Genomic DNA, 23,954 nt, shown 5'->3' with positions numbered 1-23,954 from the left:
TCAGAATGGACACTGGCTTTTCATATGCTCTGTTTCGCCGCTTACCGGATGAACAAAACGCAGTTCACTGGCGTGCAGCATCAGCCGGGCGGTGTGCGCCGTACCGGGCAGCGACAGTCCACCATAGAAGTCACAGCCGAGAATCGGGTGCCCTATGTAGCTGGAATGCAGGCGTAGCTGGTGGGTGCGACCGGTTTCAGGGGTAAAAATTACCCGTGTCAACGGGACGCGCACTCCCGCCTCACCCTGACCATAAAAACGGTCCACAACCTGATAGTGTGAACGAGCCGGTTTGCCATTAAGGGCACACACCGACATTAGCGGGAACAATGCCGGGTCTTTGGCAACAGGCGCATCAATCACCCCTTCATCCTTTTCCAGATGTCCGCAAAGCAGGGCGCTGTAGACTTTGGTGACTCGCCGCTGGCTAAACTGCTGGTTTAGGGCGACATTACTGCTTTTATTTCGCGCGATAACCATCAAACCGGATGTGCCAAAGTCAAGGCGGTGGACCAGGGTACACCCCGGAAATTCCTGTACCAGCCGGTAATGTACCGAATCCAGGTTGCGCGGATCCTTGCCCGACAGACTGAGCAGCCCGCTGGGCTTGTCGATTATCAGTAAATGCGCATCCTGGTAGAGGAGCGCTATCTCGTCAGTACAGGGAGGGGCAATGAAGTCATCAAAGTTCGTAGGCATCTGGCTGCACGCAAAAAGAGGGGGCGACAATAGTAACGAATTGCCGGCGCGCAAGCGAACCTTCACTCAATACATTATGTTGGCCATAGCTTTATAACGTTCAGGAAGGGCGCTGTTGAAGGCCAGGATTTTCTCAAGAATATTGAACGCTGGCGTGCCTTTCGCGCGCTCGGCATCGGCGATTGCAGCGCGTAACGTTGCCGCAGCGGCAGAGAGGTTCTGAAACCAGGCCTCAGATTCCGCCGTTTGCAACTCGCCAGAAACCGCATAATAAACCTGCGGCCAGCGGGTGAAGTCCAGCAAAGGCAAGGCGCCGTTATCCACTGAGAGGTTGGTCGCTAATAATGCGTCTGCTTTATCCGGATCCTGTCGTGCTTCAGAAAGCAACTGTAGGCGATATCGTATTCTTGAGAGTTTATCGCGGTGGGAATTATCTGGCGCAAGCTGGGAAATAAAGAATGACAACGTATCATCAGCATCTGATGGGGTAGTCGTGTTTTCCCGTGAAATAACGTCCGGCTGAGAAGGGGCAGCCAAAGCCAGTTGGATTAAATCACTTAACATGTCAAACGTCATCCGCTCGTACTCCGCTAATCCCTTTCATGGTCCGATAACTAAAGCTTAATATTGTCATTAACCAGCACTGCATTATGACTGGTTAATAAATAACGCTAATGAAAATCACTGTAAGCGCAGTTCACTATTTTTAGCGCATGCTATTTATTATTTCCGCTTTACCGCGACCAAATTTAACGTCTGGCCGCAGTTTGCGAATAAGTATTGTTGACGGATTGTTAAATGAAAAACGAAAAAAACTACGCCTTATTGTGAGTAAAACTCAATATAGACGGGGTAAGCCAACTACTGGCTTTTTTCCAGGCAGTCCAGATAGCGTTGCGCTGAACGCTGCACGATATGGTCGGCGTTTCCGGTTATCTCTTTTCCTGTAAAACCGCCATAGAGTCTGTTGAAGCGAATCGCGCGCAGGCGGTCGGCGATATCGCTCACCACCGGGCCTGGTAAAGGGAGCAGGTTTGGGTAACTCCACATAAAGGAGACGGCATCCGCCCCCGGTGTGACCTGAAGTGTATCGCCGGTAAAGAGTGCACCGCCGTCGTTTTCCCAGTGCAGGACGCAGCTGCCGGGAAAATGTCCACCCAGCCGCATCACGGTAACATCTGCGGCCAGCGCCAGTGTTTCGCCTTCCCACAGCCGGATATGAGGGCTCTCACGCATGATCCAGTGGCTATCGCTGCTGTGGAGGTAAACCGGCGCACCGAATGCGGCGGCCCAGTCCTGCATTGTGGTGTAAAAATGTGGATGAGAAATGGCGATGGCGTGAAGTCCGCCGAGTGCGGAGATCAGCGTCCTGGTTGCCTCATCCAGTGTGGTAATACAGTCCCAGAGAATATTACCTGCCGGGGTTCTGAGCAAAAAAGCGCGCTGACCAATGGCAAAAGCAGGAACGGTGGTAAGACTCAGCAGGCTGGTCTCATGCTGTTGCCAGCTATTGGTATGCGAAGACAACAGCAGTGGGACATCGACCCAGCTCTGCCCCTCGGGCGGGACAAACTGACGCGCATCCTGGCAAATCTGGCACTGCTGCGGTCGGCTGCCCTGGAACGCATAAGATGTGCCGCAGGCTTTGCATAACGTAATCATGACACTCTCCCTTGATGGATGAATTGCGCAGCGGATCGAAACTTTTAGCGTAGCCCAAAAAATGTACTGGATATTTAAACAGGTATTGGTTATTCTTTCTACAGGTTGTTATGTGAGCATGAAGAGTGGTGAACGCTATGGTGATTCCTTTGGATATTCTTAATTCGAACGATCGGTTACCAACCATGAGTAGCCGTGAAATCGCAACGCTGACAGGGATAGCCCACAACGAAGTGAAGCGTATGGTGACAAGCCTTGAAACAGCGCAACGCTTATCTCAACCGGTACAACTCCAGATGTACGAACGTAACGGAGAGCAACGGCAGGAGTTTTTGCTCAACAAACGCGATTCGGTGTTAACCGTCGCCCGTCTCTCCCCTGGTTTTACGGCGGATATTCTCGATCGCTGGCAGGCGCGTGAGCAGGCCATCAGCCTGCCGGACTTCACGAACCCCGCAGCCGCAGCTCACGCCTGGGCGGAGCAGTATGAGAAGCGCCAGCGGGCCGAGGAGCAGCTGGCTTTACTGTTTCCCAAGGCCGCGTTCTTTGACGACTTCGTGAAAGTGGAAAAGGCGCTGGGTTTTCGCGAACTGTGCAAAATGCTGAAGGCTAAAGAGCCTGAGTTCCGGCAGTTTTTGCTTGAGCGTAATATCATGCAGCGCGTGAGCGGAGTGCTAATGCCCGCGAAGCATCATATTCAGGCCGGGTATTTTACCGTCCATGATGGGGTGGCTGAGAATCAGCGCACCTGGTCACAGGCGCGCTTTACCGCACGTGGCGTGAAATGGATAGCGGATCTCTGGGCCGCACATCTGGCCTCGCTCCCCCCTGAGATCCCCTTTAGCGATCGCAGCGAACCGGCTGTGCAGGGCCGTAACTGGTTTTAACGCTCCTGTTGGGTATTCAGTTGTTTATGAATACCCATCGCCATCACCTGCGCAGGATGAAAAAGCGACAAGCTCTCCACCTGCGACAGCATCAGCACTTTGCGAAAGTTCAGCGCGGAAAGGATATCGACGTCATGTGAGTCATACCAGGCGCTGTAGTTATGTTCTACATGCAAATCCAGGGTGTTGCGATCGCGATAGCCGCTGAGCATAGGTATCAACACGATGTTATTGGCATCACCACTGTCGAAGGTGGCGGTATGCACCATACCGATGTAAATGCGTTGGGAGGTCAGCGTAACCCATGCCAGATCCCCGCTCTCCATACACTGGTAGATAAGCCCTTCAACGCCATTAGCCCGCGAGAGATGCTTATATAACTCTCTTCTTCCTCCGGTATCCAGACGGGCGCTGGGCGCCCAGTTAGAGCGCCACAGGCAGAAGGTCACGGCGAAGGCGAGCATGACTACCACCGGCCCCTGAATGCCGAGAAACGTCCAGTTCATAAAAGACATATGCAAATGATGGTATTCCGGACCAAAAGTAGCCGGCAGGGCATTCATCGCCCAGGAACTTACCAACAGGCACAGCCATAAAATGGCGGTGGCAAACATGCCCTGTAAAACAAAAATGCAGCCATAGAGGGCCACCAGAAAATAGACGTCCCAGCCAAAGCTGCGTTTAAATTTAAAGCGGGTAGTGAGATCGTGGGAGCTATACCAGTAACCGCACACCATCATTACCATAAAAATTGCCGTACCCATACCTAGGCCCTCTTCAGTGCATCAACGTGTCGCCTGAAGTCCTGCTGGACTTTCTCGCAACGTACATTGACCGAAGTGTTGCCATCGGCATCGACCACGATCCTCTCCCCATCCTCGATGGCATCCTGAATTTCACTATGGCTCATGACCTGAAGTAAGGTGTCAGGGCTTGCGAATAAAGATTTTAAAAACGTTCTCATTAATGACCTCCGGCGGTAAGTATAGAAACCCTCACCGGTAATGTGAGATTTCGTGCAGGATTCCTGGTGCCTTTCCCTTCGACGCATAACGATAGCGGGGAGAATAAATTCAGCTCACGCCAGGTTTTTTGCGCGGGAGCAGGCGGTACGTCGCCGGTGTGCTCCTGCATGTGCAGCCTTTTTACGCGTTATCAGGATCGGTATCGGTGGTCGCCGTGCGGGAGGTGAGCCAGTCGATCAGGTCTTTGGCCATCATGGGGTGGCAGTAATAAAAACCCTGCGCCTCATCGCAGCCAAACTCCCGCAGAATGGCCGCAGTTTCTGCATTCTCAACACCTTCGGCAAGCACGGTGTAATCGAGCTCTTTGAGCATCGTAATGATGTTTTTGGCGATGATACGACTTCCCGTGTCTTCCGCTATTTTGCCAATAATTGAACGGTCGAGTTTGATGACGTCGAGGGGAATTTTGCGCAGGTAATTAATGTTACTGTAGCCCGCGCCAAAATCATCAAGCAGGATATCGAAGCCTTTGTTTTTAAGGATATCCAGCTCCCGGAGCGCTGTCTCGTTGGCAATGATTTCTTCGGTTTCAAGGCATTCAATACGAATATCCGCCGTGGTTAACCCCAGTTTCAGCAGCTTGCTCTCCAGAGCGTTCGCGAAGCCGGGCTGCGAGACATCACTCACCGTGAAGTTAACAGAAACAGGAATGTGGATGTCAGCGGCATGCCAGAGGCCAATCTGGCGCAACGCCTCATTGACTACCCAGTGGGTGATGTCATTCATCAGGCTGGTTTTTTGCGCCAGCCCCACGATGACAGCCGGAGAGATTTGCCCGCGCTCAGGGTGCTTCCAGCGCAGCAGCGCTTCGACACCCACTATCTTTTCTGTGCGTAGTGATACCTTCGGCTGATAGACCAGATAAATCTGGTCTGAGGATTTAAATGCCTGGCTTAAGTCATAGAGCAGTCGGAAATCATCATTGCGTTTCCGATCCAGGGTCACATCAAACTCTTTTACCGGAACAACCTGTCTGATGGCTTCATGCAGGGCGCTGACGCTACGTCTGAGTATCTCGGCAGGAGGGATAGTTCTCCCCTTAAAAAAGACATAGCCGGTGAAGATATTTAACTGCACTTCAATATCCCCGGTGATCAGCGCGCGAGTGGAGGGCAGATTTTTTGCTCTGCGGATAAGTATTCTGGCGTACTGGCTGGTGACCAGAACGGCATAGCGACCTGTCGCAAAGGCATAAAGCGTCACGCTCTTATCTAATTCAAGCCGCATCCTCAGCAGCGGGCCAAAACTGTGCAGCATCTTTTCTATTGCCGCCAGACCCAGATAGCGTGATAGCTCGTAGGCCCGGGGAATGTCTATACAGTCAAAAATGAGTAACGCATGTTGCTGGGTCTTACTCTTGTGCGTCAGTCGTTCAATTTCACCGCGTAAATGCTGGCGGTTGGGTAGCCCCGTGAGCGGATCAATGCGCCCTAACGAGTACCATGACTCGAGATAAGCGCTGGCGAGAGAGGCAATACGTAAAAACTCTTCAATATCGCTCTGCGTCGGGGTAAAGGGGCTTTGTTCACTGACGCATAAGGTGCCAAGCGCATCGCCATCCTTTGTCTTCAGCGGTGCAGCCGCGTAGAAAATAACATGCCCGTTCCTGACGAGGGGATGACCGACAAAGCGGGGGTCGGTGCGGGTGTCGGAGCAGATAACAGGCTGGCAGGCTGCCACAGAATGTTTGCACAGGGTTTCTTCGACAGGCATTTTTCCGCTCAGATCCGGGATATTGAACGAAAATTTAATGTACTGAAATCGATCGTCAAAAATAGTGACAAAACAGCCTGAAACCCCCATCACCCTGCTCGCAAGCCTGGCAAATTCTCCGAGGGCGCGGTCGCGTTCTGCGTCATCTCTTTTCAGAATCTCAATAGCAGCAAGTTTTCTTGCTTCTTTTTTATTCAGGCCTGAGAACATAAATGCTCCTTAGGAACGCGCAGAACGGCCTTCTGAACAGTGCGTCAGTGGGCGCTCATCGGGAATACAAGCTGCTCTTTTTTTTATCCTCTGTGTTATGAAAGATAGCAGTCATTACCGGATTAATGGGCTGGTTAGTGCTGCTGTCGTTTATTTCTCAGGGCCAGCAGGGGAGTGACCGATATCCCGTGCACCAGCACGCTCAGGGTCACAATGGTGATGGCCATGTCGGTGAGCGTGTCTGCACTGCCTCCCTGAAGCCCATGCATGTACGCAAAGGCGATATAGTTCAGGCTGCCAATGCCCCGGATGCCGAGCCAGCCAAGACTGAGACGGTGGAAAAAGGAGGCGCCCGAACGCCAGGTAATAATGAATACGGCAAGCGGTCTGATAACCACAAAAATGATGAAGGCCAGTAAAAGCGCGTGGGCGTCCCAGTGCAGTGCCAGTGTCACACCGAGAATAATCACCAGCGTGGCGGCAAAGATGCGCTCTACCGTATCGCCAAAGGAGAGCGCGTCTCCGATAACCAGGCCGACCGATTTAATGGGGTTTTGCTCTTCCAGCCCGTGCCGGGTATGGGGATTAACCTGCATCTCAGCGGGAATATCGTGCTCTTTTTCAGTTTCATTGGGGTGGCGCTTCTGCACGGTGACTTCTGCACTGCGTAAGCCAACACCAGCGGCAAACGCCGCGAGAAAACCCGAGGCGCTCACGGCCATTGCCAGGGAAAAGCTCAGGCAAATTAAGGCGAGGGCAATGAAATCACTGGGGGCGACTTCACCCTGAGCATGGCGTGAGCGGGTCGCCACCAGCCCAATGGTCCGGCCTAACAAAAAGCCGATCGCAAGGCCCCCCGAGAGAGCCCAGAGGAGATCCACGCTGAACCAGGTTAACCATTCATGGGAATCAATAGTGCCGCTGGCTTTGTGCCAGACCAGCGCCAGCATCAGGAAAGGGAGCGCGGTCCCGTCATTAAGACCCGCTTCGCTTGAAAGCGCGATACGAAGCTTGTCACCATCCTGTGCATCAGTGATGGCGACCAGGCTTGCAAGCACCGGATCGGTGGGGGCAAGAATAGCGGCCAGCGCCAGCGACAGCGGCCATGAAAGCCCGGTAAGAAAGTGTGAAACCACCATTATCCCGGCGATGGTCAGTAACATGCCCGGAACAGCCAGCATCACCCCCATCTTCCAGTAGGAGGAGGTAAGGGGGAGGCGAATCTTAAGCCCGGTAATAAACAGTGAAGCCGCCATGGCGATTTCGGTGATGCGGCTGGTCAGGGAAGCGTGGGTGGCAATATCCAGATTAATAAATCCCAGTACCCAGGGGCCGCAGACGATCCCTACCAGTAAATAGAGGCCAAAGACCGGGATGGGAACGCGGCTAATCCAGCCATAAGAAAGTGACATCAGTAAAAGCAGGCAGCCGGTTGCTGCGGTCCAGGCCAGGTAATCCATTTTACTCCACACGCTGTAGCAAACAAAAAAACATATTTTGAAGGGTATAGTTGCATAAACGCAGATATTCCAGTTTTCAGCCGGAATAGTCCGAAGAGTGCAGCGAAAATGAACAGCATTAATACCGTTTCGGTTGTTGAGGACGGTAATTAAATAGCTGAGATTCAACGCCAGCAAAGGGTTTATGTTCTAATCTTAATGAAAGAATGGAACGCTAATTGCCGATATTCTGACGAAATAACGATGGGTAGCTCAATTACTGGGTTACTCCAGCAGATTCAGATTTATACCTGGGACCTGTCACTGAATTATATTTTCAGGCGGCCGTGGAGTTCCTCTAAAATCATTAATCCTTTTCGGGAGAATTGCTGATGAAAGCACTGACTTATCATGGGCCTCATAAGGTCAGCGTCGATAATATGCCCGATCCTGGCCTCGAAGCCAGCGACGATATCATTCTTCGGGTAACCGCAACGGCAATCTGTGGTTCGGATTTGCACCTCTACCGTGGAAAGATCCCTGGCACTGAGCATGGTGATATTTTCGGGCATGAATTTATGGGAGAAGTGGTTGAGGCGGGCCCGGACGTGAAAAACGTCAGCAAAGGCGATCGCGTGGTCATTCCGTTCGTTATCGCCTGTGGTGACTGCTTTTTTTGCCGCCTGCAACAGTATTCGGCCTGCGAAACCACCAACTCAGGGAAAGGGGCGGCGCTGAACCGTAAAAGCATCACGCCGCCTGCTGCGCTTTTCGGCTACAGCAATCTCTACGGAGGCATTCCCGGTGGCCAGGCAGAATATGTGCGTGTGCCGAAAGCTAACACCGGTCCTTTTAAAGTGCCGTCACACCTGCCTGATGAAAAAGTGCTTTTCCTTTCCGACATCCTGCCAACCGCATGGCAGGCGGTGAAGAACGCCGAGATTAAGCAGGGCTCCCGCGTCGCGATTTATGGCGCCGGGCCGGTGGGGTTGTTATCCGCCGCCTGTGCTCGTCTGATGGGAGCAGAGCAGATTTTCATGATTGACCACAATGATTATCGTCTGGCCTTTGCCAGTCAGCGATATGGCGTGATCCCCATTAATTTCGATCAGAATGACGATCCAGCGGCCTGGATTATTGATAACACCCCTGGTCATCGCGGGGTGGATGCAGTGATTGATGCCGTTGGGTTTGAGGCAAAGGGCAGCATTACGGAAACGGTACTCAGTACCCTGAAAATTGAGGGAAGCAGCGGCAAGGTGTTACGCCAGGCGATTGCCGCTGTGCGTCGTGGTGGGATCGTCAGCGTCCCTGGTGTTTATGCCGGGTTCATTCATGGATTTATGTTTGGTGATGCGTTTGATAAAGGGATCACATTCAAGATGGGGCAGACTCACGTTCACGCGTTCCTGCCTGATTTACTTGAGCTTATCGATAAAGGGCATCTCACTCCGGAAGAGATAGTGACCCACCACATGCCGCTTGAAGACGCGGCGCGTGGTTATGAAATCTTTGAAAAACGCCAGGAGGAGTGCCGTAAGGTCATTCTGGTGCCGGGGATGCAAGGCGAGAAAGCAACCCTGTAACTGCTAAGGGCGGCCCGCGTGGCGAGGCCGCCCTCTAATCTTACTAAGAGGTGAAAGATGACAGAGCAAACAGTATCCATTGCCAGGGAGCTTGGACGTGTACTGACTAAGAAAAATTTGCAACTGACCACTGCGGAGTCCTGCACTGGCGGGCTGATAGCCTCTTCATTATGTGCTGCGGGAGACACGCCCGAGTATTACGGTAGTGGCTTTATCACCTATACCAACGAAGCGAAAATTGCCGTGCTGGAGGTTAGCTATGAGACCATCGCGACGTGGACTGCGGTAAGCGAGCAGACGGTAAAAGAGATGGCGGCAGGGGCGCAACGGCGTTCTGGTGCGAACGTGAGTCTGGCGGTAAGTGGCTATGCAGGTCCCGATGGTGGAGAAGATGGTACACCGGCAGGCACCGTCTGGTTCGCCTGGCAGTTGCCTGATAACAAAGTCCATACCCAGTTAAAACACTTTGAAGGGGATAGCGAGTCGGTGGTAAAAGCCGCTGCCGCCTGGGCAATGAGCGCATTAATCACCTTATTAAAAGATGAAGGCTCACCAACCCGCTAATCCTTAATTTCAGGTATGAAGGCCAGCCATTGACATTAAAAGTTTGATCAATGAGCTGGCGACAAATAATGCCAGGACGCTGCCAAGCCACAGCAAAACGAACCACATTATTTTTTTTACGGTCGCCTTTTGTTTATATGACATCAGTGGTATCCCTCCCCATGCTGAATTTTCCCACGGAACACGTAATAACTCCAGAAAGTGTAAATCAGTATCACCGGAATAATCAGCAAAGCGCCCACTAACATAAAGCCCTGGCTCTGTGGCGGTGATGCTGCCTGCCATAATGAGATGTCCGGCGGAATAATATTTGGCCAGATACTGATACCCAATCCGCTAAAACCTAAAAAGATAAGCCCCAGCGTCAAAATAAAGGGCAGCGCATGAAACCGCGTGTCGTTTAGGGTTCGCCATAGTAATACGCTCAGCACTACCACCAGCAGGGGAACGGGTGCAAAGAACATCAGGTTAGGGAAGGTGAACCAGCGCCCGGCAATAGCCGAATGGGTCAGGGGAGTCCAGATGCTGACAACCGCCATCGCCAGTAATAAAGCCAGCAGCAATGTCCTGGCGGCCCGCCGCATACGGTTCTGCAGATTACCCTCGGTTTTCATCACCAGCCAGCTCGCGCCCAGCATCCCGTAGGTGATGACCAGGCCTATTCCGCAGAAGAGGTTGAACGCCGTCAGCCAGTCCAGCGCGCCACCGCTGAAGGTGCGACCCGACACGGGAAATCCGTTTATCACGGCGCCCACCACGATGCCCTGCGTAAAGGTGGCCAGCAGGGAACCGCCGAGGAAGGCTTTGTCCCAGAAAGGTTTGTGCTCCGGCGTTGCTTTGAATCGAAACTCAAATGCTACGCCACGGAATATCAGGCCAATCAGCATTAACGTCAGGGGGATAGCCAGTGCATCAGTGATCACCGCATAAGCGAGGGGGAAGGCCCCGAACAGACCCGCGCCGCCAAGCACCAGCCAGGTTTCGTTACCATCCCAGACAGGGGCGACGCTATTGACCATAACATCCCGCTCACCCTCGTCCTGAATAAGAGGAAAAAGGATACCTATACCCAGATCAAATCCGTCCATGACGATATACATCAGCGTGGCGAAGACAATGATCACAAACCAGATAAGTGACAGATCGATACCCATTAGCTTCTCTCCTCACTATCAAATTTCTCGCCAGCGGCAGACAGCGGACGTGCCGGTCGACCATCGGTAGGATGCGCATCATAAGGCTGCGGTCCTTTCTTGATAATACGCACCATATAGCCATAGCCCACGCCGAATACAGAGGTATAAACCACGAAGAAGGCAAGCAGACTCAGGCTCATCTGTAAGGTACTGTGCAGAGAGACGGCATCAACGGTACGCAGTAATCCGTAAACCACCCACGGCTGTCGTCCCACCTCCGTGGTCACCCAACCAGCCAGAATGGCAATCAGGCCTGCCGGCCCCATCCACAGGGCGAAATGCAGAAAAGGTCGTGAGGTATAGAGCCGATGACGAAACCGAAGCCACAGCGCCGCAAGGCCTAAGGTAATCATCAGGATCCCCATGCCGACCATCACTCTGAATGACCAGAAGACGATAGCAGAGTTAGGTCGCTCATCTTTGGGGAATGATTTTAGCGCCGGAACCTGCTCAGTCAGTGAGTGGGTCAGAATCAGGCTGCCGAGTGCCGGGATCTCGACGGCAAAGCGGGTGCGCTCCTCCTCCATGTCAGGTAAACCGAAGAGGATCAGAGGCGTTGCTTCACCCGGAGGATTCTCCCAGTGGCCTTCAATAGCAGCGATTTTCGCCGGCTGATGTTTCAGGGTATTTAAGCCGTGCGCGTCACCGACCAGGGCCTGAACCGGGGCGACGACCAGCGCCATCCACATCGCCATAGAGAGCATTTTGCGAATTGCCGGGGTATCGTTGCCGCGCAGTAAGTGCCAGGCCGCCGACGCACCGACAAAGAGGGCACTGCTGAGGAATGCGGCGATAGTCATATGAATCAGGCGGTAGGGGAACGAGGGGTTAAATATGACGGCGAACCAGTCGGTGGGAACCACCTGACCGTTGACCACCTCAAAGCCCTGGGGAGTGTGCATCCAGCTGTTGGAAGCCAGTATCCAGAAGGTCGACATCAGGGTGCCGAGCGCGACCATACAGGTGGCAAAAAAATGTAAACCGGGGCCCACTTTATTCCAGCCGAAGAGCATGACGCCAAGAAAACCGGCCTCAAGGAAAAATGCAGTCAGAACTTCATAGGTTAATAACGGGCCGGTTATGCTACCGGCAAATTGCGAAAATCCACTCCAGTTCGTGCCGAACTGATAGGCCATCACCAGGCCCGATACCACTCCCATGCCAAAGTTGACGGCAAAAATTTTCAACCAGAAATGGTACATTGCCCGCCAGTCAGGGTTTTTTGTCTTTAGCCATAACCCTTCCAGCACGACCAGATAACTGGCGAGACCAATAGTAATAGCCGGGAAGATGATATGAAAAGAGACCGTAAAGGCGAATTGTAGCCTTGCCAGATGAAAAGCATCTAACTCAAACATGGTTGCCACCTTAGTGCAAAAAAACACCCCTTATAAAAGGGGTGTCCAGGACAGGCATGATTAACTCATCACCTATTTTTTCTGCGGCTCACCTTTACCAAGCTCAACGCCGGTCACAGGTTCCACGGCGGGATCGGACTGCGTACGCTTCACCATCGCTTTCACCAGAGCCTGCTGTTCACGACTTAAATTGACCGTCGCGAGGCCATCGCCACCGTCAACGGCAGGTTGTGGATTAGCAACATACTCGAAGTTTTCATCGCTGTTCCAGCTGCCACGCGGATCATCGCCTTCCGACATGTTGTAGTACACATTGGTGTACTGCTCAATTGGCGGCAGTTTACCCGGCGGGAAGTTGTTGCGAATCGAGTAAAGGGCTTTCTCAAAAGAGAGCATATGCGCAGCTTCACGGGTCATCAGGAAGCCTAAGGCATCCTTAACACCCGGGTCATCGGTCACATTAATGAGGCGCTCGTAAATAATTTTAGCACGTGCTTCGGCTGCAATATTTGAGCGTAAATCGGCGGTGACTTCACCGATGGTATCGACATAGGCCGCAGTCCAGGGGACGCCTGCGGAGTTGGTTAACGCAGGGCCGCCGCCGTAGAGCAGGGAGGTAATATGACTGTCGTTACCGTTTTGAGTCAGAGAACGATAAAGTTCTGCTTCACTTTCAGTGCCTTCAGCCAGCTGACCTTTCGCCCCTTTATTGAGCATACCGACCAGCGAGCCGATAATCTCAAGGTGACTTAACTCTTCGGTCGCGATGTCCATGAGCATCTCTTTACGGCCCACATCTTCATCGCCAAGACCCTGCGTAAAGTAACGGCAGGCGGCAGCCAGCTCGCCCTGAGGACCACCAAACTGTTCAAGTAACAGGTTAGCCAGCCCCGGATTAGGTTCACTGACCCTGACCGTGTATTGCAATTGTTTAACGTGTCTAAACATAAAGCCTCCTGCTGTGTCCGTTATTTTTTCGCTTCGACGCCATCAGCTGCATCACGCAATAAAAATTGTTCTGTCACATCAGGCAGGTGATTAAATGCCCATTCCGCCATCGCTTTTTCCTGCGTCAGTATTTGCTTGAATACTTCAGCACCGGCGGTATCGCCAACCTTTTCGGCCGCGCGAATCAATGAGGTATAACAAGCAATTTCAAATTGCTCGAAGACGTAGCTGCTGATTGCCCCTTTGACAACTTCATCAGAGGCAAACATGCCACCCACGGTTTGACCCATAGCGCTCATTTTACTGGTGGCATCTTTCATTACTGAACGGTTAATACCGTTACGGTCCATCACTTCTTCGAGAAGCTGAATTTGACCCTGAGTCTCAGTTAAGTGTTGATCGATTCTTGCGCGCAGGTCAGGATAATTATCGATGCGGCTGCTCATTGAGCTCAGCATAGACTCTGCTTGTTTTTCCATTGCATGCGCGTCACGGAGCCAGTCATGGTAATTTTCTTGTGGAGTCATAATAATATCCTTCGTTGTCGTTTGCTTACCAGATTAAGAAGTTCAAAAGGCATTCTGCAGTGCAGAACTATTTATTTGCCTTCAGCTTTAAGATTAATTTTCGTAGTGGCAATTTGAGTTAATAAATCATCAGTGGTTTTTTCTTCCTGTAACGTTTCATCCAGGAGTACTTTTGCTTTTTTCAGTCCTAACTGCCCGGCGAGAGTAGAGAGGGTGCCATAAGAGGCAATTTCATAGTGCTCGACCTTCTGGGCCGCTGCAATCAGACCAGCATCACGAACGCTGCCTTTATCGGTCGCCTCGATGATTTCGTTAGCTTCATCAATCAGCCCTTCCATCGCATGACATTTCATACGCTTAATCTTCAGATTAGGATCGGATTCAATAATCTGATCGATACGTTCAATCTGCCCCTGCGTTTCATCATGGTGCTTTTTGAAGGCATCAGAAAGCTCCTGACTGGAGGCTTCACGCGCGAGTTTTGATAAAGCACGGCTCAGTTGTTTCTCGGCACTGTAAATATCAGACAGCGCATGAATGAAAAGGTCGGTAATAGAGTTAACTTGCATAAAATATATCCTGTAGAAAAGTGAAATTAAAAGCGAGTCCGTTTCGACTCGCTATCAATGTTCACAATTAACGCAAAATTAATTGTGATTTTCGGAATATATTACTCTCCCGATTTACGGCCACCGCCATGGCTTTGTTGACCGCCTTTTTTACCGGCTTCAGATGCACGCTGCGGGTCATTTTTAAAATTACCGCCGCTGCGTTGACCACCTTTGCGACCTGCTTCAGATGCTTTTTCACGATTTTCTGCGAAATTACCAGAACCGCCACGATGTTCAGCCATGTTATTTCTCCAGTTTCGTTGTTTAAATAAACGACATATTTAGCATCTCATGTCGTCGGTGTCCGTATCTAAAACTAGTCGGGGAATGGAATAAGTCAAACGGCAGGGGAAGCGGTTACATTCAGAAATAACCGCCGCTTCGCTTGTTTCCTGAATATAATTTTCAGGCGATTTTTATGAACGTATTTGATATATATCTCAGTAAATAAAGCAGTTAAGCAACGTTAAGTGCTTTTGAAATAATAACATCTGTTATCATTGGTGCTCGTTATGCACTCAGGATGAGATTTTTAGACAAAAACTGACATAAACTTACGTTCAGCATCTGGCTGACATTAGCGTTTTTTATGGTTATTTGAGACAAGTCCTGGGTAAACGTTCGTGCACCGATAAAAAAAGCGCAGGTCATAAAAACCTGCGCCAGCGGGTGCCGCTTATTGTACTGCTCGTCAGCATCAGCACATGGAACTATTCCGGTGCATCACCTTCGCCCTGGGCTGAGGGCCATTTCCAGTTACGTACTTCCGGCAAGTCTTCCCCGTATTCCCGCACATACTGATGATGGGCAGCTATTTTCTCCTGCAGATCATCCAGTATTGCTGCAGCTTGCCCCTCCTGACCATACACGCGCTGAATGGCATCCTGGGCCAGATGGAAGCGGTCCAGTTCATTCATTACCGTCATATCAAAAGGTGTGGTGGTGGTGCCTTCTTCCATAAACCCATGCACGTGAAAATTGCGCTGGCCGGCGCGTTGCCAGGTCAGGCGGTGAATGAGGCTGGGATAACCGTGGAAGGCAAAGATAACCGGCTTATCCGCCGTAAACAGGGCCTCAAAGGTTTCATCACTCACGCCGTGCGGGTGCTGCTCAGGGGGCTGAAGCGCCATAAGATCCACCACATTGACCACCTGAATCCTTAGCTGCGGACATGCGTTGCGCAGAAGGTCGACGGCCGCGAGCGCCTCCATTGTTGGTACATCACCGGCACAGGCCATCACCAGATCCGGGGTTTCGCCTTCCGCTACCGTACCCGCCCAGCGCCATACCCCCATACCGGCAGCGACATGCTCGGCCGCCTCCACGAGTGTCAGCCACTGCGGCGCGGGTTGTTTACCAGCGATGATGACGTTAATGCGATCCCAGGTATTGAGGCAGTGATCGGCCACGCAAAGCAGGGTATTGGCATCCGGCGGCAGATAGATACGTACAATATCGGCTTTTTTATTGGCTACATGGTCAATAAAACCGGGATCCTGATGACTGTAGCCGTTATGATCCTGGCGCCAGACGTGGGAAGAGAGCAGATAATTTAATGATGAAATTGGCTCGCGCCACGGCAGCTTCCGTGTGACTTTAAGCCACTTCGCATGCTGGTTAAACATGGAATCGACAATATGTATAAACGCTTCATAACAGTTGAATAAGCCGTGGCGACCGGTGAGCAGATAACCTTCCAGCCAGCCCTGGCACTGATGCTCACTGAGTATTTCCATCACCCGACCATCGGCGGCCAGCTGCTCGTCATAATCTTCAACCGGAAGCTGCCAGGTACGACTGGTGACGTCAAAGACATGGCTCAGTCGGTTTGACGCGGTCTCATCAGGCCCGAAAAGGCGAAAATTATCCTGGTTACGCTCAAAAATACCCGCCAGATAAGCCCCGAGCGCCGCCGTAGATTCTGCCTGCGTCTCACCTGGAGATGCCACCTCAACGGCATAATCACTGAGTTGTGGCGTTAGTAGCGCTTTGCGCAGCCTGCCACCATTTGCCCAGGGCGATGCCCCCATGCGTTTATCCCCCTCCGGGGCCAGTGCGCGCAGTTCGGGTTTGAGGGCACCCTGCTGGTCGAAAAGATCGTCAGGCTCATACTGCCTCATCCACTGTTCCAGAATCCGACGATGTTCCTCATTTTCCCGACACGACGAAACGGGCACCTGGTGAGCACGCCAGAAACCCTCAACTTTCTTACCATCCACCGTGGCCGGTCCGGTCCAGCCTTTGGGACTGCGCAGAATTATCATGGGCCAGCGGGCAGCACCGGCTGATTCACCTTTTCTGGCGGCCTGCTGATAGTCGCGTATATCGTCCAGCGCCTTTTCCAGCGTCTGCGCCATCTGGCGATGCATTGCCTCCGGTTCGTCGCCGCTTACCCGGTAGGGTTCATAACCATAACCCCGAAAGAGATGATCCAGATCCTCATCCGAAATGCGGCCGAGGAGCGTGGGGTTCGCGATTTTGTAGCCGTTGAGGTGCAAAATCGGCAGCACTGCCCCATCGCGCGCGGCGTTAAGAAACTTGATCCCGTGCCAGCTGGAGGAGAGTGGTCCGGTTTCAGCTTCGCCATCGCCAATGACACAGGCGGCAATCAGGGAGGGGTTATCGAACACCGCACCAAAGGCATGGGAGAGTGAGTAACCGAGCTCGCCGCCTTCGTTGATCGAACCAGGGGTTTCCGGAGCAGCATGGCTTGGAATTCCGCCGGGGAATGAGAACTGGCGGAAAAGCGTCTTCATGCCGTCACTGTTCTGACCAACGTGCGGATAAATCTCACTGTAACTCCCCTCAAGCCAGGTGTTGGCGACCATACCGGGTCCACCATGTCCCGGCCCGCAGATGTAAATCATATTGAGGTCGCGGGAACGGATAACCCGGTTCAGATGCGCGTAAATAAAGTTAAGACCGGGCGTGGTGCCCCAGTGACCAAGCAGGCGCGGTTTAATGTGTTCAGCTTTCAACGGTTCGCGCAGCAATGGATTATCCATCAGGTAAATCTGGCCAACGGAAAGATAATTGGCGGCCCGCCAGTAGCGGTTTATTAACTGAACATCCTGATCGCTGAGCGTCGAAGTTTGTGTCATGCAGGTCTCCCTGTCAGATGGGTTTCTCACCCGTTGCCGGGTGCTGTAGTGGGAAGTATAGACAGGGGTGGTGTTCAGGCATCAGGAACAGGCGCGTTACCGCGGGTCACAGAGCGCATGGCGAGGGCTCGATGTTAAAAAATTCAGCAGGCTTTGCCACGTATCCTCAATTTTTTTGGGTACTACCGCAAAAAATGGACTGAGCTCGATAGGGAGCAACATTAATTACCTGACTGGATATTTAGCTAAATAAATCATATAGATGGTGTAAGGTAATGACGGGGGAAACTTTATGTTGTACCTTTTCTTGCGGTCGCCCTGGCGAATGAATGAGGCCATCATGACCTCAGTGTGACCGGGTGGGCGGAGATCTTCATACATTTTTAACGGCGATTTAACACTTAAGCCAGGTATCAAGGGCAGATGTTAAAGGCCCTGAGAGGGAAGGGAATGAACTACAAAAAAGCAACGATGACGGGACTCCTCGCCATTCTGCTCTGGAGCACCATTGTCGGGCTGATTCGCAGCGTCAGTGAAGGGCTTGGCGCGGTAGGGGGCGCGGCGATGATTTACTCCGTAAGTTCGTTGCTGCTGCTGTTTTGCGTAGGGATGCCGAACCTGCGTACGTTTCCACGACGCTATCTTATTACGGGCAGTCTGCTGTTTGTGGCGTATGAGCTCTGCCTGTCGTTGTCGCTGGGTTTTGCGAATACCGCCACTCAGGCAATAGAAGTCGGGCTGGTTAATTACCTCTGGCCTGGGTTGACGATTTTACTGGCCGTGATGGTCAACAGAAAGCCGGTCAGTCTGTTTATTGTGCCGGGAATACTATTGGCGATTGCCGGTATTTGTCGCGTTTTAGGCGGTGAACAGGGGTTTGATCTCGGGCAAATTGCCGCCAACCTCACTTCAAACCCGCTCAGTTATGGCCTGGCGTTAAGCGGCGCCGTTATCTGGGCCGTCTACTGTGTAGTGACGCAGAGAATGGCGCAGGGGGCAAATGGCGTCACGTTCTTTTTTATTCTGGTTTCCCTGGCCCTGTGGCTTAAATTCTTCAGCGCGCCTCAGCCCGCCATGCAATTCAACCTGCGGGTCATTGTGCATCTGGTGATGGCGGCAATGGCAATGGGTTTTGGTTACGCCGCCTGGAATGTCGGAATTCTGCACGGTAATGTGACCTTGCTGGCTGCGGCCTCCTATTTTATTCCGGTGATATCCGCCTTTATTGCCGCCGTTATGCTTGATGCTTCGCTCTCACTGGCATTCTGGCAGGGGGCGGCGATGGTGAGTCTGGGATCGCTGTTGTGCTGGTGGTCGACCCGGCGTGCAGAGCAGGAGCGAGTCACACAGGAGACGACGTTATAGTTAAGCCTGGGTGAGGGCGGGTAGTCTCACAGACGGGTGAGCAAAGAGGAGTAGGTTGTCACCGAAGGATAAGCGGGAGCGCTCACGTTCCCGCACAGGCGATAAGAAGGCGTGATTCAGATATCGTCAGGTGTGCGACCTACGACAATATCAAGCGTCTGGCGAAGCACATTCACTCTTGCAGCGCTTTGCGCGTTCTCAATGTCGGCGATGAGCTGAAGGATGATGGCTTTATTCGTAACGGGGACGCCCCTGGCAATAAGCGTTCTGACGGCCATGCCGAGCATCTCGGTCTCTTCGGCCAGTCGCTCTCCCGCGCTGTGAAAAAAGTTAATCAGGGCTGCTTGTGCTGTGTGCTGACGCATGAATTTTTCCTTATTATCTGGGAGCTCTGCCTGGACTCACCGGTGTTGCCACTGTCCTTCAGGACAAAAAATTAATGTTTCGTATTACGGCTGGATACGTCATCCCGTTTCGGCAGGTGAGGCTCACCTGATGAATGATTAAGGGCCGTAATACTGTCGCGAATTTCTGCCAGCGCCAGGGTTAACGCCGCTTTACGGGCGCTATCTTTTTCGTCGCGTGCCATTTTGCGTAATTGTTGAAGCAGAGCGGACTGGGTTATCGCCGCCCCTTCGTTCAACAGTTCCATCACGGCTTCACCGACGATGATATCCGTCTGGATCTCTTCTTCACTTCTGTACATAACCGTATCTCTGAATGCCAGTTTTTTCCCTTGTAGAAATATCCTGACGCCATCACTTCTCAGAGCTTTTAAGCCAGTGAGGCTAAGCCTGCACTGGCCTTACATCGACGCGCCAGAATGCAACGCAATCCGATTTCCCATCAGATAAACAGGAGGTTGAGCAGCTCCTGGTAATGTTTTCCCGTTGCAGGGTCAGTTGAGTTACCCAGTTTTGCAAGCAGCTTGTCACAGAGTGCTTTACGGTTCAGGCGCTCTCCTGCGGAGAGGATTTCACGGGTAATTTGTCCAAGCGTCTGCTGCTGAGAAGGCAACGAGGCACGAGCAAAATACCCGACAACTGCAGAAGTGGCTTGTTGTTTGAACTCAGTCTGACGCATACGTTATTCCTTTTTCAGGGGTTTAAAATAAGTTCAGGATTGTTTCGTTAAAAAAAATAATAAATCTTGAAAAAAATGTAAAGACTCTCATGGGCAAATTTCACAGTCTGGCGATTTGGTCATCAATATTATGGGTGTTGTATATTATTTGTCTGTTTTCTGCGCAGATTGGTCCCTAAGCTAAATTGCTTTTAATAAGGCAGAGAACGCTATCTAATAACTAACTCGTTGTTAAGACTAATCTTAGAATTATTGCCCTCAGGGCATATTTTCTAGAGAAGGCATCTTTTTTGGCGTAAATTCATTTGCAAAAATTATGTTACAAATTTCGCGAATTTATTCACAACCAAGGACGTATAGCTTATGGGGATTTTTAAACCTGGCTTGTTACTGACTGCTTTCATTCTCACGGCATGTGGAGGCGGTGGCGGCGGGGGTGGTGGCGGCGGTGACAGTACACCACCAGCAACAACAGCACCGGTACAAACCGACACGGGCAATACGGACGGTAATGCCAGCACGCCTGCGCCTGCGCCTGCTCCATCTTCTGCGCCGGTGAGCCTGGCAACCGGTGGTACCATTTATGGCTGGACCTACACCACTCCTGAAGGTCGTGAATATGTTATGCGCGGAACGGGTCTCTCCGCAGGTCTGGTGTGGACCGAGAGGCTGACCCGGGATGACAAGAGTCCGGTCTCCTCTACCTCCTGGTGCTGCGGACGAATGAGTTACACCACGTTTGGTACCTGGACGAATTACGAGAAAGGTCAGCACGAGGTATTTTACACCGGAGATGCGACACTGGCGGCCAATGTGCCGACCCAGGGCACGGCAACCTATGTGGGTCACGGTATGCGTGAAAGCAACCTCAGTGATGCCAGCTTTAATGTCGATTTCGCGGCAAAAACCATCAACGGCACCATTGCGGCGAGTGATACCTTCGGTAGTGATGTTGCGATGCAGGGCACCATTGCCAACGGTGGCTTTACCGGTAATGCGCAGTCGGGTGGCCAGGCGGGAACCTTCTCCGGGCACTTCAATGGCCCCACAGCAGAAGAGTTGGGCGGGCTTGCACAGTTTGCAGACACCACTAAAAACGCATCCTTTGGCGCAACGCGTCAATAAATCGTTTTCCGGTCAGCGCGTCTGACCGGACCTTCTGATGGTAAGTTCTTCTATGAATATGTTGCGTACTGGCGCAGTCACGTTGCTGTGCCCGCTTAGCGTTGCCTTTGCTGCACCACCGGATACCAATGCCATTCCTGCCGCTCCCCACTTTGAACGCCTGACCACACCGGCGAACCCGTCTTCGATGAATGAGGGGATGCGCCATGTCACCAATGCCCAACTGGCGGAGCAGCCAGCGCTTGCGATGGCGCTGCTTGACCAGGCGGTTCGCGAAGAAAAATGGCCGATGGTGCAGGCAATTTTACCTGTCTATACCTCATCGCCAGACCCGGATCCCGTGCTGGTTCACTTTGCAAAAGCGGGTCTCGCCCGTAGTCAGGGGCAGTACGACGAAGCCATTTCACACTATCGCGCCATTCTGAGCGCCCATCCTGATTTTGTTGCGGTACGCCTGGATCTGGCCCGTGCGATGTATGAAAACCATCAATACGACGCGGCCGATTATCAATTCCGCCGGGTATTACAAAGTGACCCGCCTGAGAATATTCAGCACGTCATTGCCTACTATCTTGAACGTATTCAGAAGGGAGGGGCGTTAACGGGGGCGATAAGCGTTAGTTATCTGAATGACAGTAATGTCAATAATGCCTCCTCGGGGAAAACCATCCGTATTGGCGACCGTCTGTTTATTCGTAATAAAGACAGTTTTCCGCAGCGAGGCGAAGGCGTATGGTTTAGCGGATCGCTGCAAAAAGATGTGCAACTTCACGATCAGCATGGTTTACGCTTTTTGGGTACCGTTTATGGTAAAAGTTACTGGAATAACCATGACTTTGATGATGTAACCAGTCGTGCCTATGCGGGCTATCAGTGGCGTAATTTTCGTCAACAATTTGCCGTGCTGCCTTTTTATGAAAAGCGATGGTATGGCACTGAGGATTACTCTTCTGGCCCCGGTGTTCGCGCCGAGTACAGTTATTTAATCTCGCCCACCTGGCAGGTCAGTCAGGCGCTTGAGTATCAAAAGCTGGATTACGATGACGCCGACTATCATTTTTTACGCGGACATAATCGATATTCATCAACCACCCTCTCTCATGCCTTCAGCGATCGTGTCTCGGGCTTTGCCGGTTTCGATCTACTCGACCAGCAGACCTTTGCCCGCAGCGAGTCTAACCACCGCTTCGGCCTGCGAAGTGGCGTCCAGGTTGACCTGCCGTGGCAGATCTCTTTTGCGACCACAGCCGCCCTCTCTGAGCGACGCTATCTCGGCAATAACGATATTTTCCTTACGCGCAGAAAGGACACAGAGCAGCTCTATAATTTGTCGCTCTGGCACCGGGATCTCTATTTCTTTGGCGTGATGCCAAAACTGAACTTTACCTATAAGCGGGTCAACAGCAATATTGATTTTTACGACTACCAGCAGAGAAATATTACCCTATCAATTGACAAAAATTTCTGACATTCAACGTGCCGTGCCATTTGGCGTAGCACGTTTTCTGCACCCCACTTACTGCGGTAATTCCGGATAGCCGACGACTGGAATAGCGCGAAACAAAGCATTAACTCATTAACGACCACCGACGACGAACCCCAGGGATTTGCGCGTGCCCGCTATGCTGCGTGGCCCGCAGGGTGAATGAAGGGGCGAATGGCTGAACCTGCCGCTGTCATGACAGGTTCAGCCAGGCGGAAGTAAGCTCAGAACAGGCAAGCGTGGATGAGTGTGCGCACCGCGATACCTACAATGGCCCCCGGTATGACATAGCGGAAAAGTCTGACAAACCGGCTGGCAATGCCTAAAAAGATCCCCACACCTGGCAAATCAAAGGTCTGGATCAGGAAACCTGCGGAAGCATTTACCTGTTCCGGCGTCACCAGCCCTTTTTTGAGTAATTCAGAAATGACGCCGAAATAGGCGGTGCCACCCGCCAGAAATTTGGTCAGCGTCGGCAGAATGTAAACCTCCGGAATATTGCACCAGGCCAGAACCGGAGAAAACAGGGTGGTGAGCAGGGTGATGAAACCGGCCTCTTTGAGCACGCCGACGACGGTCAGGGAGAGTAGCAGCATAGGTAGCGATCCCAGGGCCAGACGTATTGCGTCAGCGCCGGCACCATTAATTATGCTGATGAGTCCGGCTGCGCTTTTATCGTTCGGCGTTTCCGGCGCGTCGCTGTCTGCGCCTGTCATTGAGAGCTTTTTGCCAAAGAGATGGTATGTAGACGCGGCGGCAATCAATCCCCCCAGGACAGAAATGCAGATGGCGCTTCCCCAGTGCAAACCGAAGGGGATCAAAGGGTAAAAGACATTGCCTTGCCCCATAGCAAAGAGCATCGCCAGTGCCGCAGCCAGCTGGCGCTCCGGGGTGCCGCGTTTTTCCATCATCGCCAGCGCGGCAATGGGGGCGGCAAAGCTCACGAAATTAAGCTGGATCAGCGCAAAAACAGCCATCCCTGAAATGCCAAAGGGCCTGAGGACCGGGGAGGTGAGTCGAACGACGGCATCCACTACCCCTTTCGCTTCGAGATACTTCATTACGATGAGCATAATGATCATAACGGGGATGAGAGTATAAAGCGCGACATCAACAGAGGCTTTCCCTGCTGACATGATGATATCGATAATATTCATTGCCTTTCCTGTTGAAGATCTACCGTGCGAAATCTACACCTCTGACCGCGAGCGTGCCGTCCATGTTGTGCGCTTAACGCCTCTTTGTCTAATAAGGGAAAATGATTTCTGCAACCCAATGTCATGCGATGGCCCTCTCCTTCACTCCTGGTTTCTTCTTGAAAAAATGCATTAAAAAAGGGCTGTTGCTTATTTCGCAAGTAATGTATACATTG

General features: G+C 52.1%; 25 protein-coding genes. 6 read left to right on the top strand and 19 right to left on the bottom strand.

Features of this window, described 5'->3' with window-relative positions:
* The 3 genes from KXR87_RS14315 to KXR87_RS14305 all read right to left on the bottom strand — a co-directional run bounded on the left by KXR87_RS14315 (window position 1) and on the right by KXR87_RS14305 (window position 2,361).
* Window positions 1–699: an RluA family pseudouridine synthase gene (locus KXR87_RS14315; protein WP_437432909.1), complete on the bottom strand. Its 699-nt coding sequence runs from the start codon at window positions 697–699 to the stop codon at window positions 1–3.
* Window positions 700–765: 66 nt separating this feature from the next.
* Window positions 766–1,275: a hypothetical protein gene (locus KXR87_RS14310; RefSeq protein ID WP_437432908.1), complete on the bottom strand. Its 510-nt coding sequence runs from the start codon at window positions 1,273–1,275 to the stop codon at window positions 766–768.
* Between the two features lie 285 nt (window positions 1,276–1,560).
* Complete coding sequence (locus tag KXR87_RS14305) at window positions 1,561–2,361, bottom strand: MBL fold metallo-hydrolase (protein WP_437432907.1); 801 nt, start codon at window positions 2,359–2,361, stop codon at window positions 1,561–1,563.
* A gap of 137 nt (window positions 2,362–2,498) precedes the next feature.
* Here KXR87_RS14305 and KXR87_RS14300 point away from each other — a divergent pair, with 137 nt between their 5' ends.
* Window positions 2,499–3,248 (top strand): phage antirepressor KilAC domain-containing protein, encoded by a 750-nt coding sequence (locus KXR87_RS14300; protein WP_437432906.1) that lies wholly within the window; start codon window positions 2,499–2,501, stop codon window positions 3,246–3,248.
* Here the strand turns inward: KXR87_RS14300 and KXR87_RS14295 are convergent.
* The 4 genes from KXR87_RS14295 to KXR87_RS14280 all read right to left on the bottom strand — a co-directional run bounded on the left by KXR87_RS14295 (window position 3,245) and on the right by KXR87_RS14280 (window position 7,656).
* A complete protein-coding gene (locus tag KXR87_RS14295) occupies window positions 3,245–4,012 on the bottom strand; it encodes a hypothetical protein (protein ID WP_437432905.1) in 768 nt (255 codons plus the stop codon). The two genes, KXR87_RS14300 and KXR87_RS14295, sit on opposite strands and share 4 nt — an antisense overlap.
* Before the next feature lie 2 nt (window positions 4,013–4,014).
* The gene (locus KXR87_RS14290) at window positions 4,015–4,212 is read right to left on the bottom strand and encodes a hypothetical protein (RefSeq protein WP_437432904.1); all 198 of its coding nucleotides are present in this window, start codon (window positions 4,210–4,212) and stop codon (window positions 4,015–4,017) included.
* Between the two features lie 181 nt (window positions 4,213–4,393).
* Entirely contained in the window at window positions 4,394–6,196 is a 1,803-nt protein-coding gene (locus KXR87_RS14285) for an EAL domain-containing protein (RefSeq protein WP_437432903.1), read from the bottom strand.
* Window positions 6,197–6,330: 134 nt separating this feature from the next.
* Entirely contained in the window at window positions 6,331–7,656 is a 1,326-nt protein-coding gene (locus KXR87_RS14280) for a cation:proton antiporter (protein ID WP_437432902.1), read from the bottom strand.
* Between the two features lie 371 nt (window positions 7,657–8,027).
* Between KXR87_RS14280 and KXR87_RS14275 the strand changes: the two genes are divergently transcribed.
* A complete protein-coding gene (locus KXR87_RS14275; protein WP_437432901.1) occupies window positions 8,028–9,221 on the top strand; it encodes a zinc-dependent alcohol dehydrogenase in 1,194 nt (397 codons plus the stop codon).
* A gap of 57 nt (window positions 9,222–9,278) precedes the next feature.
* A complete protein-coding gene (locus KXR87_RS14270; protein WP_437432900.1) occupies window positions 9,279–9,785 on the top strand; it encodes a 2-oxo-tetronate isomerase in 507 nt (168 codons plus the stop codon).
* 9 nt (window positions 9,786–9,794) lie between these two features.
* Here the strand turns inward: KXR87_RS14270 and KXR87_RS14265 are convergent, their stop codons facing one another.
* The 8 genes from KXR87_RS14265 to KXR87_RS14230 all read right to left on the bottom strand — a co-directional run bounded on the left by KXR87_RS14265 (window position 9,795) and on the right by KXR87_RS14230 (window position 17,526).
* Window positions 9,795–9,929 carry a DUF2474 domain-containing protein gene (locus KXR87_RS14265; RefSeq protein ID WP_437432899.1) on the bottom strand — a complete coding sequence of 45 codons (135 nt, stop codon included), beginning with the start codon at window positions 9,927–9,929 and terminating at the stop codon, window positions 9,795–9,797.
* Complete coding sequence (gene cydB / locus KXR87_RS14260) at window positions 9,929–10,939, bottom strand: cytochrome d ubiquinol oxidase subunit II (protein ID WP_437432898.1); 1,011 nt, start codon at window positions 10,937–10,939, stop codon at window positions 9,929–9,931. The genes KXR87_RS14265 and cydB overlap by 1 nt, the downstream gene beginning before the upstream one ends.
* The gene (locus KXR87_RS14255) at window positions 10,939–12,339 is read right to left on the bottom strand and encodes a cytochrome ubiquinol oxidase subunit I (protein WP_437432897.1); all 1,401 of its coding nucleotides are present in this window, start codon (window positions 12,337–12,339) and stop codon (window positions 10,939–10,941) included. Before KXR87_RS14255 ends, cydB begins: the two co-directional genes overlap by 1 nt.
* Before the next feature lie 72 nt (window positions 12,340–12,411).
* Window positions 12,412–13,287 (bottom strand): manganese catalase family protein, encoded by an 876-nt coding sequence (locus KXR87_RS14250; protein WP_437432896.1) that lies wholly within the window; start codon window positions 13,285–13,287, stop codon window positions 12,412–12,414.
* A gap of 20 nt (window positions 13,288–13,307) precedes the next feature.
* Window positions 13,308–13,814: a ferritin-like domain-containing protein gene (locus KXR87_RS14245; protein ID WP_437432895.1), complete on the bottom strand. Its 507-nt coding sequence runs from the start codon at window positions 13,812–13,814 to the stop codon at window positions 13,308–13,310.
* A 71-nt stretch (window positions 13,815–13,885) separates the two neighbouring features.
* On the bottom strand, window positions 13,886–14,383 hold the full coding sequence (locus KXR87_RS14240; RefSeq protein WP_437432894.1) for a ferritin-like domain-containing protein: 498 nt from the start codon (window positions 14,381–14,383) through the stop codon (window positions 13,886–13,888).
* A 101-nt stretch (window positions 14,384–14,484) separates the two neighbouring features.
* Window positions 14,485–14,667, bottom strand: a complete 183-nt coding sequence (locus KXR87_RS14235; RefSeq protein ID WP_437432893.1) for a general stress protein — start codon at window positions 14,665–14,667, stop codon at window positions 14,485–14,487.
* Window positions 14,668–15,135: 468 nt separating this feature from the next.
* On the bottom strand, window positions 15,136–17,526 hold the full coding sequence (locus KXR87_RS14230) for a phosphoketolase family protein (RefSeq protein ID WP_437432892.1): 2,391 nt from the start codon (window positions 17,524–17,526) through the stop codon (window positions 15,136–15,138).
* Window positions 17,527–17,976: 450 nt separating this feature from the next.
* Here KXR87_RS14230 and yddG point away from each other — a divergent pair, with 450 nt between their 5' ends.
* Window positions 17,977–18,891: an aromatic amino acid DMT transporter YddG gene (gene yddG / locus KXR87_RS14225; RefSeq protein ID WP_437432891.1), complete on the top strand. Its 915-nt coding sequence runs from the start codon at window positions 17,977–17,979 to the stop codon at window positions 18,889–18,891.
* A gap of 116 nt (window positions 18,892–19,007) precedes the next feature.
* Here the strand turns inward: yddG and KXR87_RS14220 are convergent, their stop codons facing one another.
* The 3 genes from KXR87_RS14220 to ycgZ all read right to left on the bottom strand — a co-directional run bounded on the left by KXR87_RS14220 (window position 19,008) and on the right by ycgZ (window position 19,974).
* Entirely contained in the window at window positions 19,008–19,256 is a 249-nt protein-coding gene (locus KXR87_RS14220) for a biofilm development regulator YmgB/AriR family protein (protein ID WP_437432890.1), read from the bottom strand.
* 71 nt (window positions 19,257–19,327) lie between these two features.
* The gene (locus tag KXR87_RS14215; protein ID WP_437432889.1) at window positions 19,328–19,597 is read right to left on the bottom strand and encodes a hypothetical protein; all 270 of its coding nucleotides are present in this window, start codon (window positions 19,595–19,597) and stop codon (window positions 19,328–19,330) included.
* Between the two features lie 140 nt (window positions 19,598–19,737).
* Window positions 19,738–19,974, bottom strand: a complete 237-nt coding sequence (gene ycgZ, locus KXR87_RS14210) for a regulatory protein YcgZ (protein ID WP_437432888.1) — start codon at window positions 19,972–19,974, stop codon at window positions 19,738–19,740.
* Between the two features lie 363 nt (window positions 19,975–20,337).
* Here ycgZ and KXR87_RS14205 point away from each other — a divergent pair, with 363 nt between their 5' ends.
* Window positions 20,338–21,099 carry a Slam-dependent surface lipoprotein gene (locus KXR87_RS14205; RefSeq protein WP_437432887.1) on the top strand — a complete coding sequence of 254 codons (762 nt, stop codon included), beginning with the start codon at window positions 20,338–20,340 and terminating at the stop codon, window positions 21,097–21,099.
* Between the two features lie 37 nt (window positions 21,100–21,136).
* Window positions 21,137–22,567 (top strand): surface lipoprotein assembly modifier, encoded by a 1,431-nt coding sequence (locus KXR87_RS14200; RefSeq protein ID WP_437432886.1) that lies wholly within the window; start codon window positions 21,137–21,139, stop codon window positions 22,565–22,567.
* Between the two features lie 239 nt (window positions 22,568–22,806).
* On the opposite strand, the gene KXR87_RS14195 is transcribed toward KXR87_RS14200, so the two are convergent.
* On the bottom strand, window positions 22,807–23,739 hold the full coding sequence (locus KXR87_RS14195) for a nucleoside recognition domain-containing protein (RefSeq protein WP_437432885.1): 933 nt from the start codon (window positions 23,737–23,739) through the stop codon (window positions 22,807–22,809).
* Window positions 23,740–23,954: the final 215 nt, after the last annotated feature.

It is taken from the genome of Yokenella regensburgei (assembly GCF_051486985.1).
Taxonomy (GTDB): Bacteria; Pseudomonadota; Gammaproteobacteria; order Enterobacterales; family Enterobacteriaceae; genus CBFFRJ01.
The sequence above is the reverse complement of the archived record's forward strand: the minus strand, read 5'-3'. Positions and strand labels throughout refer to the sequence as shown.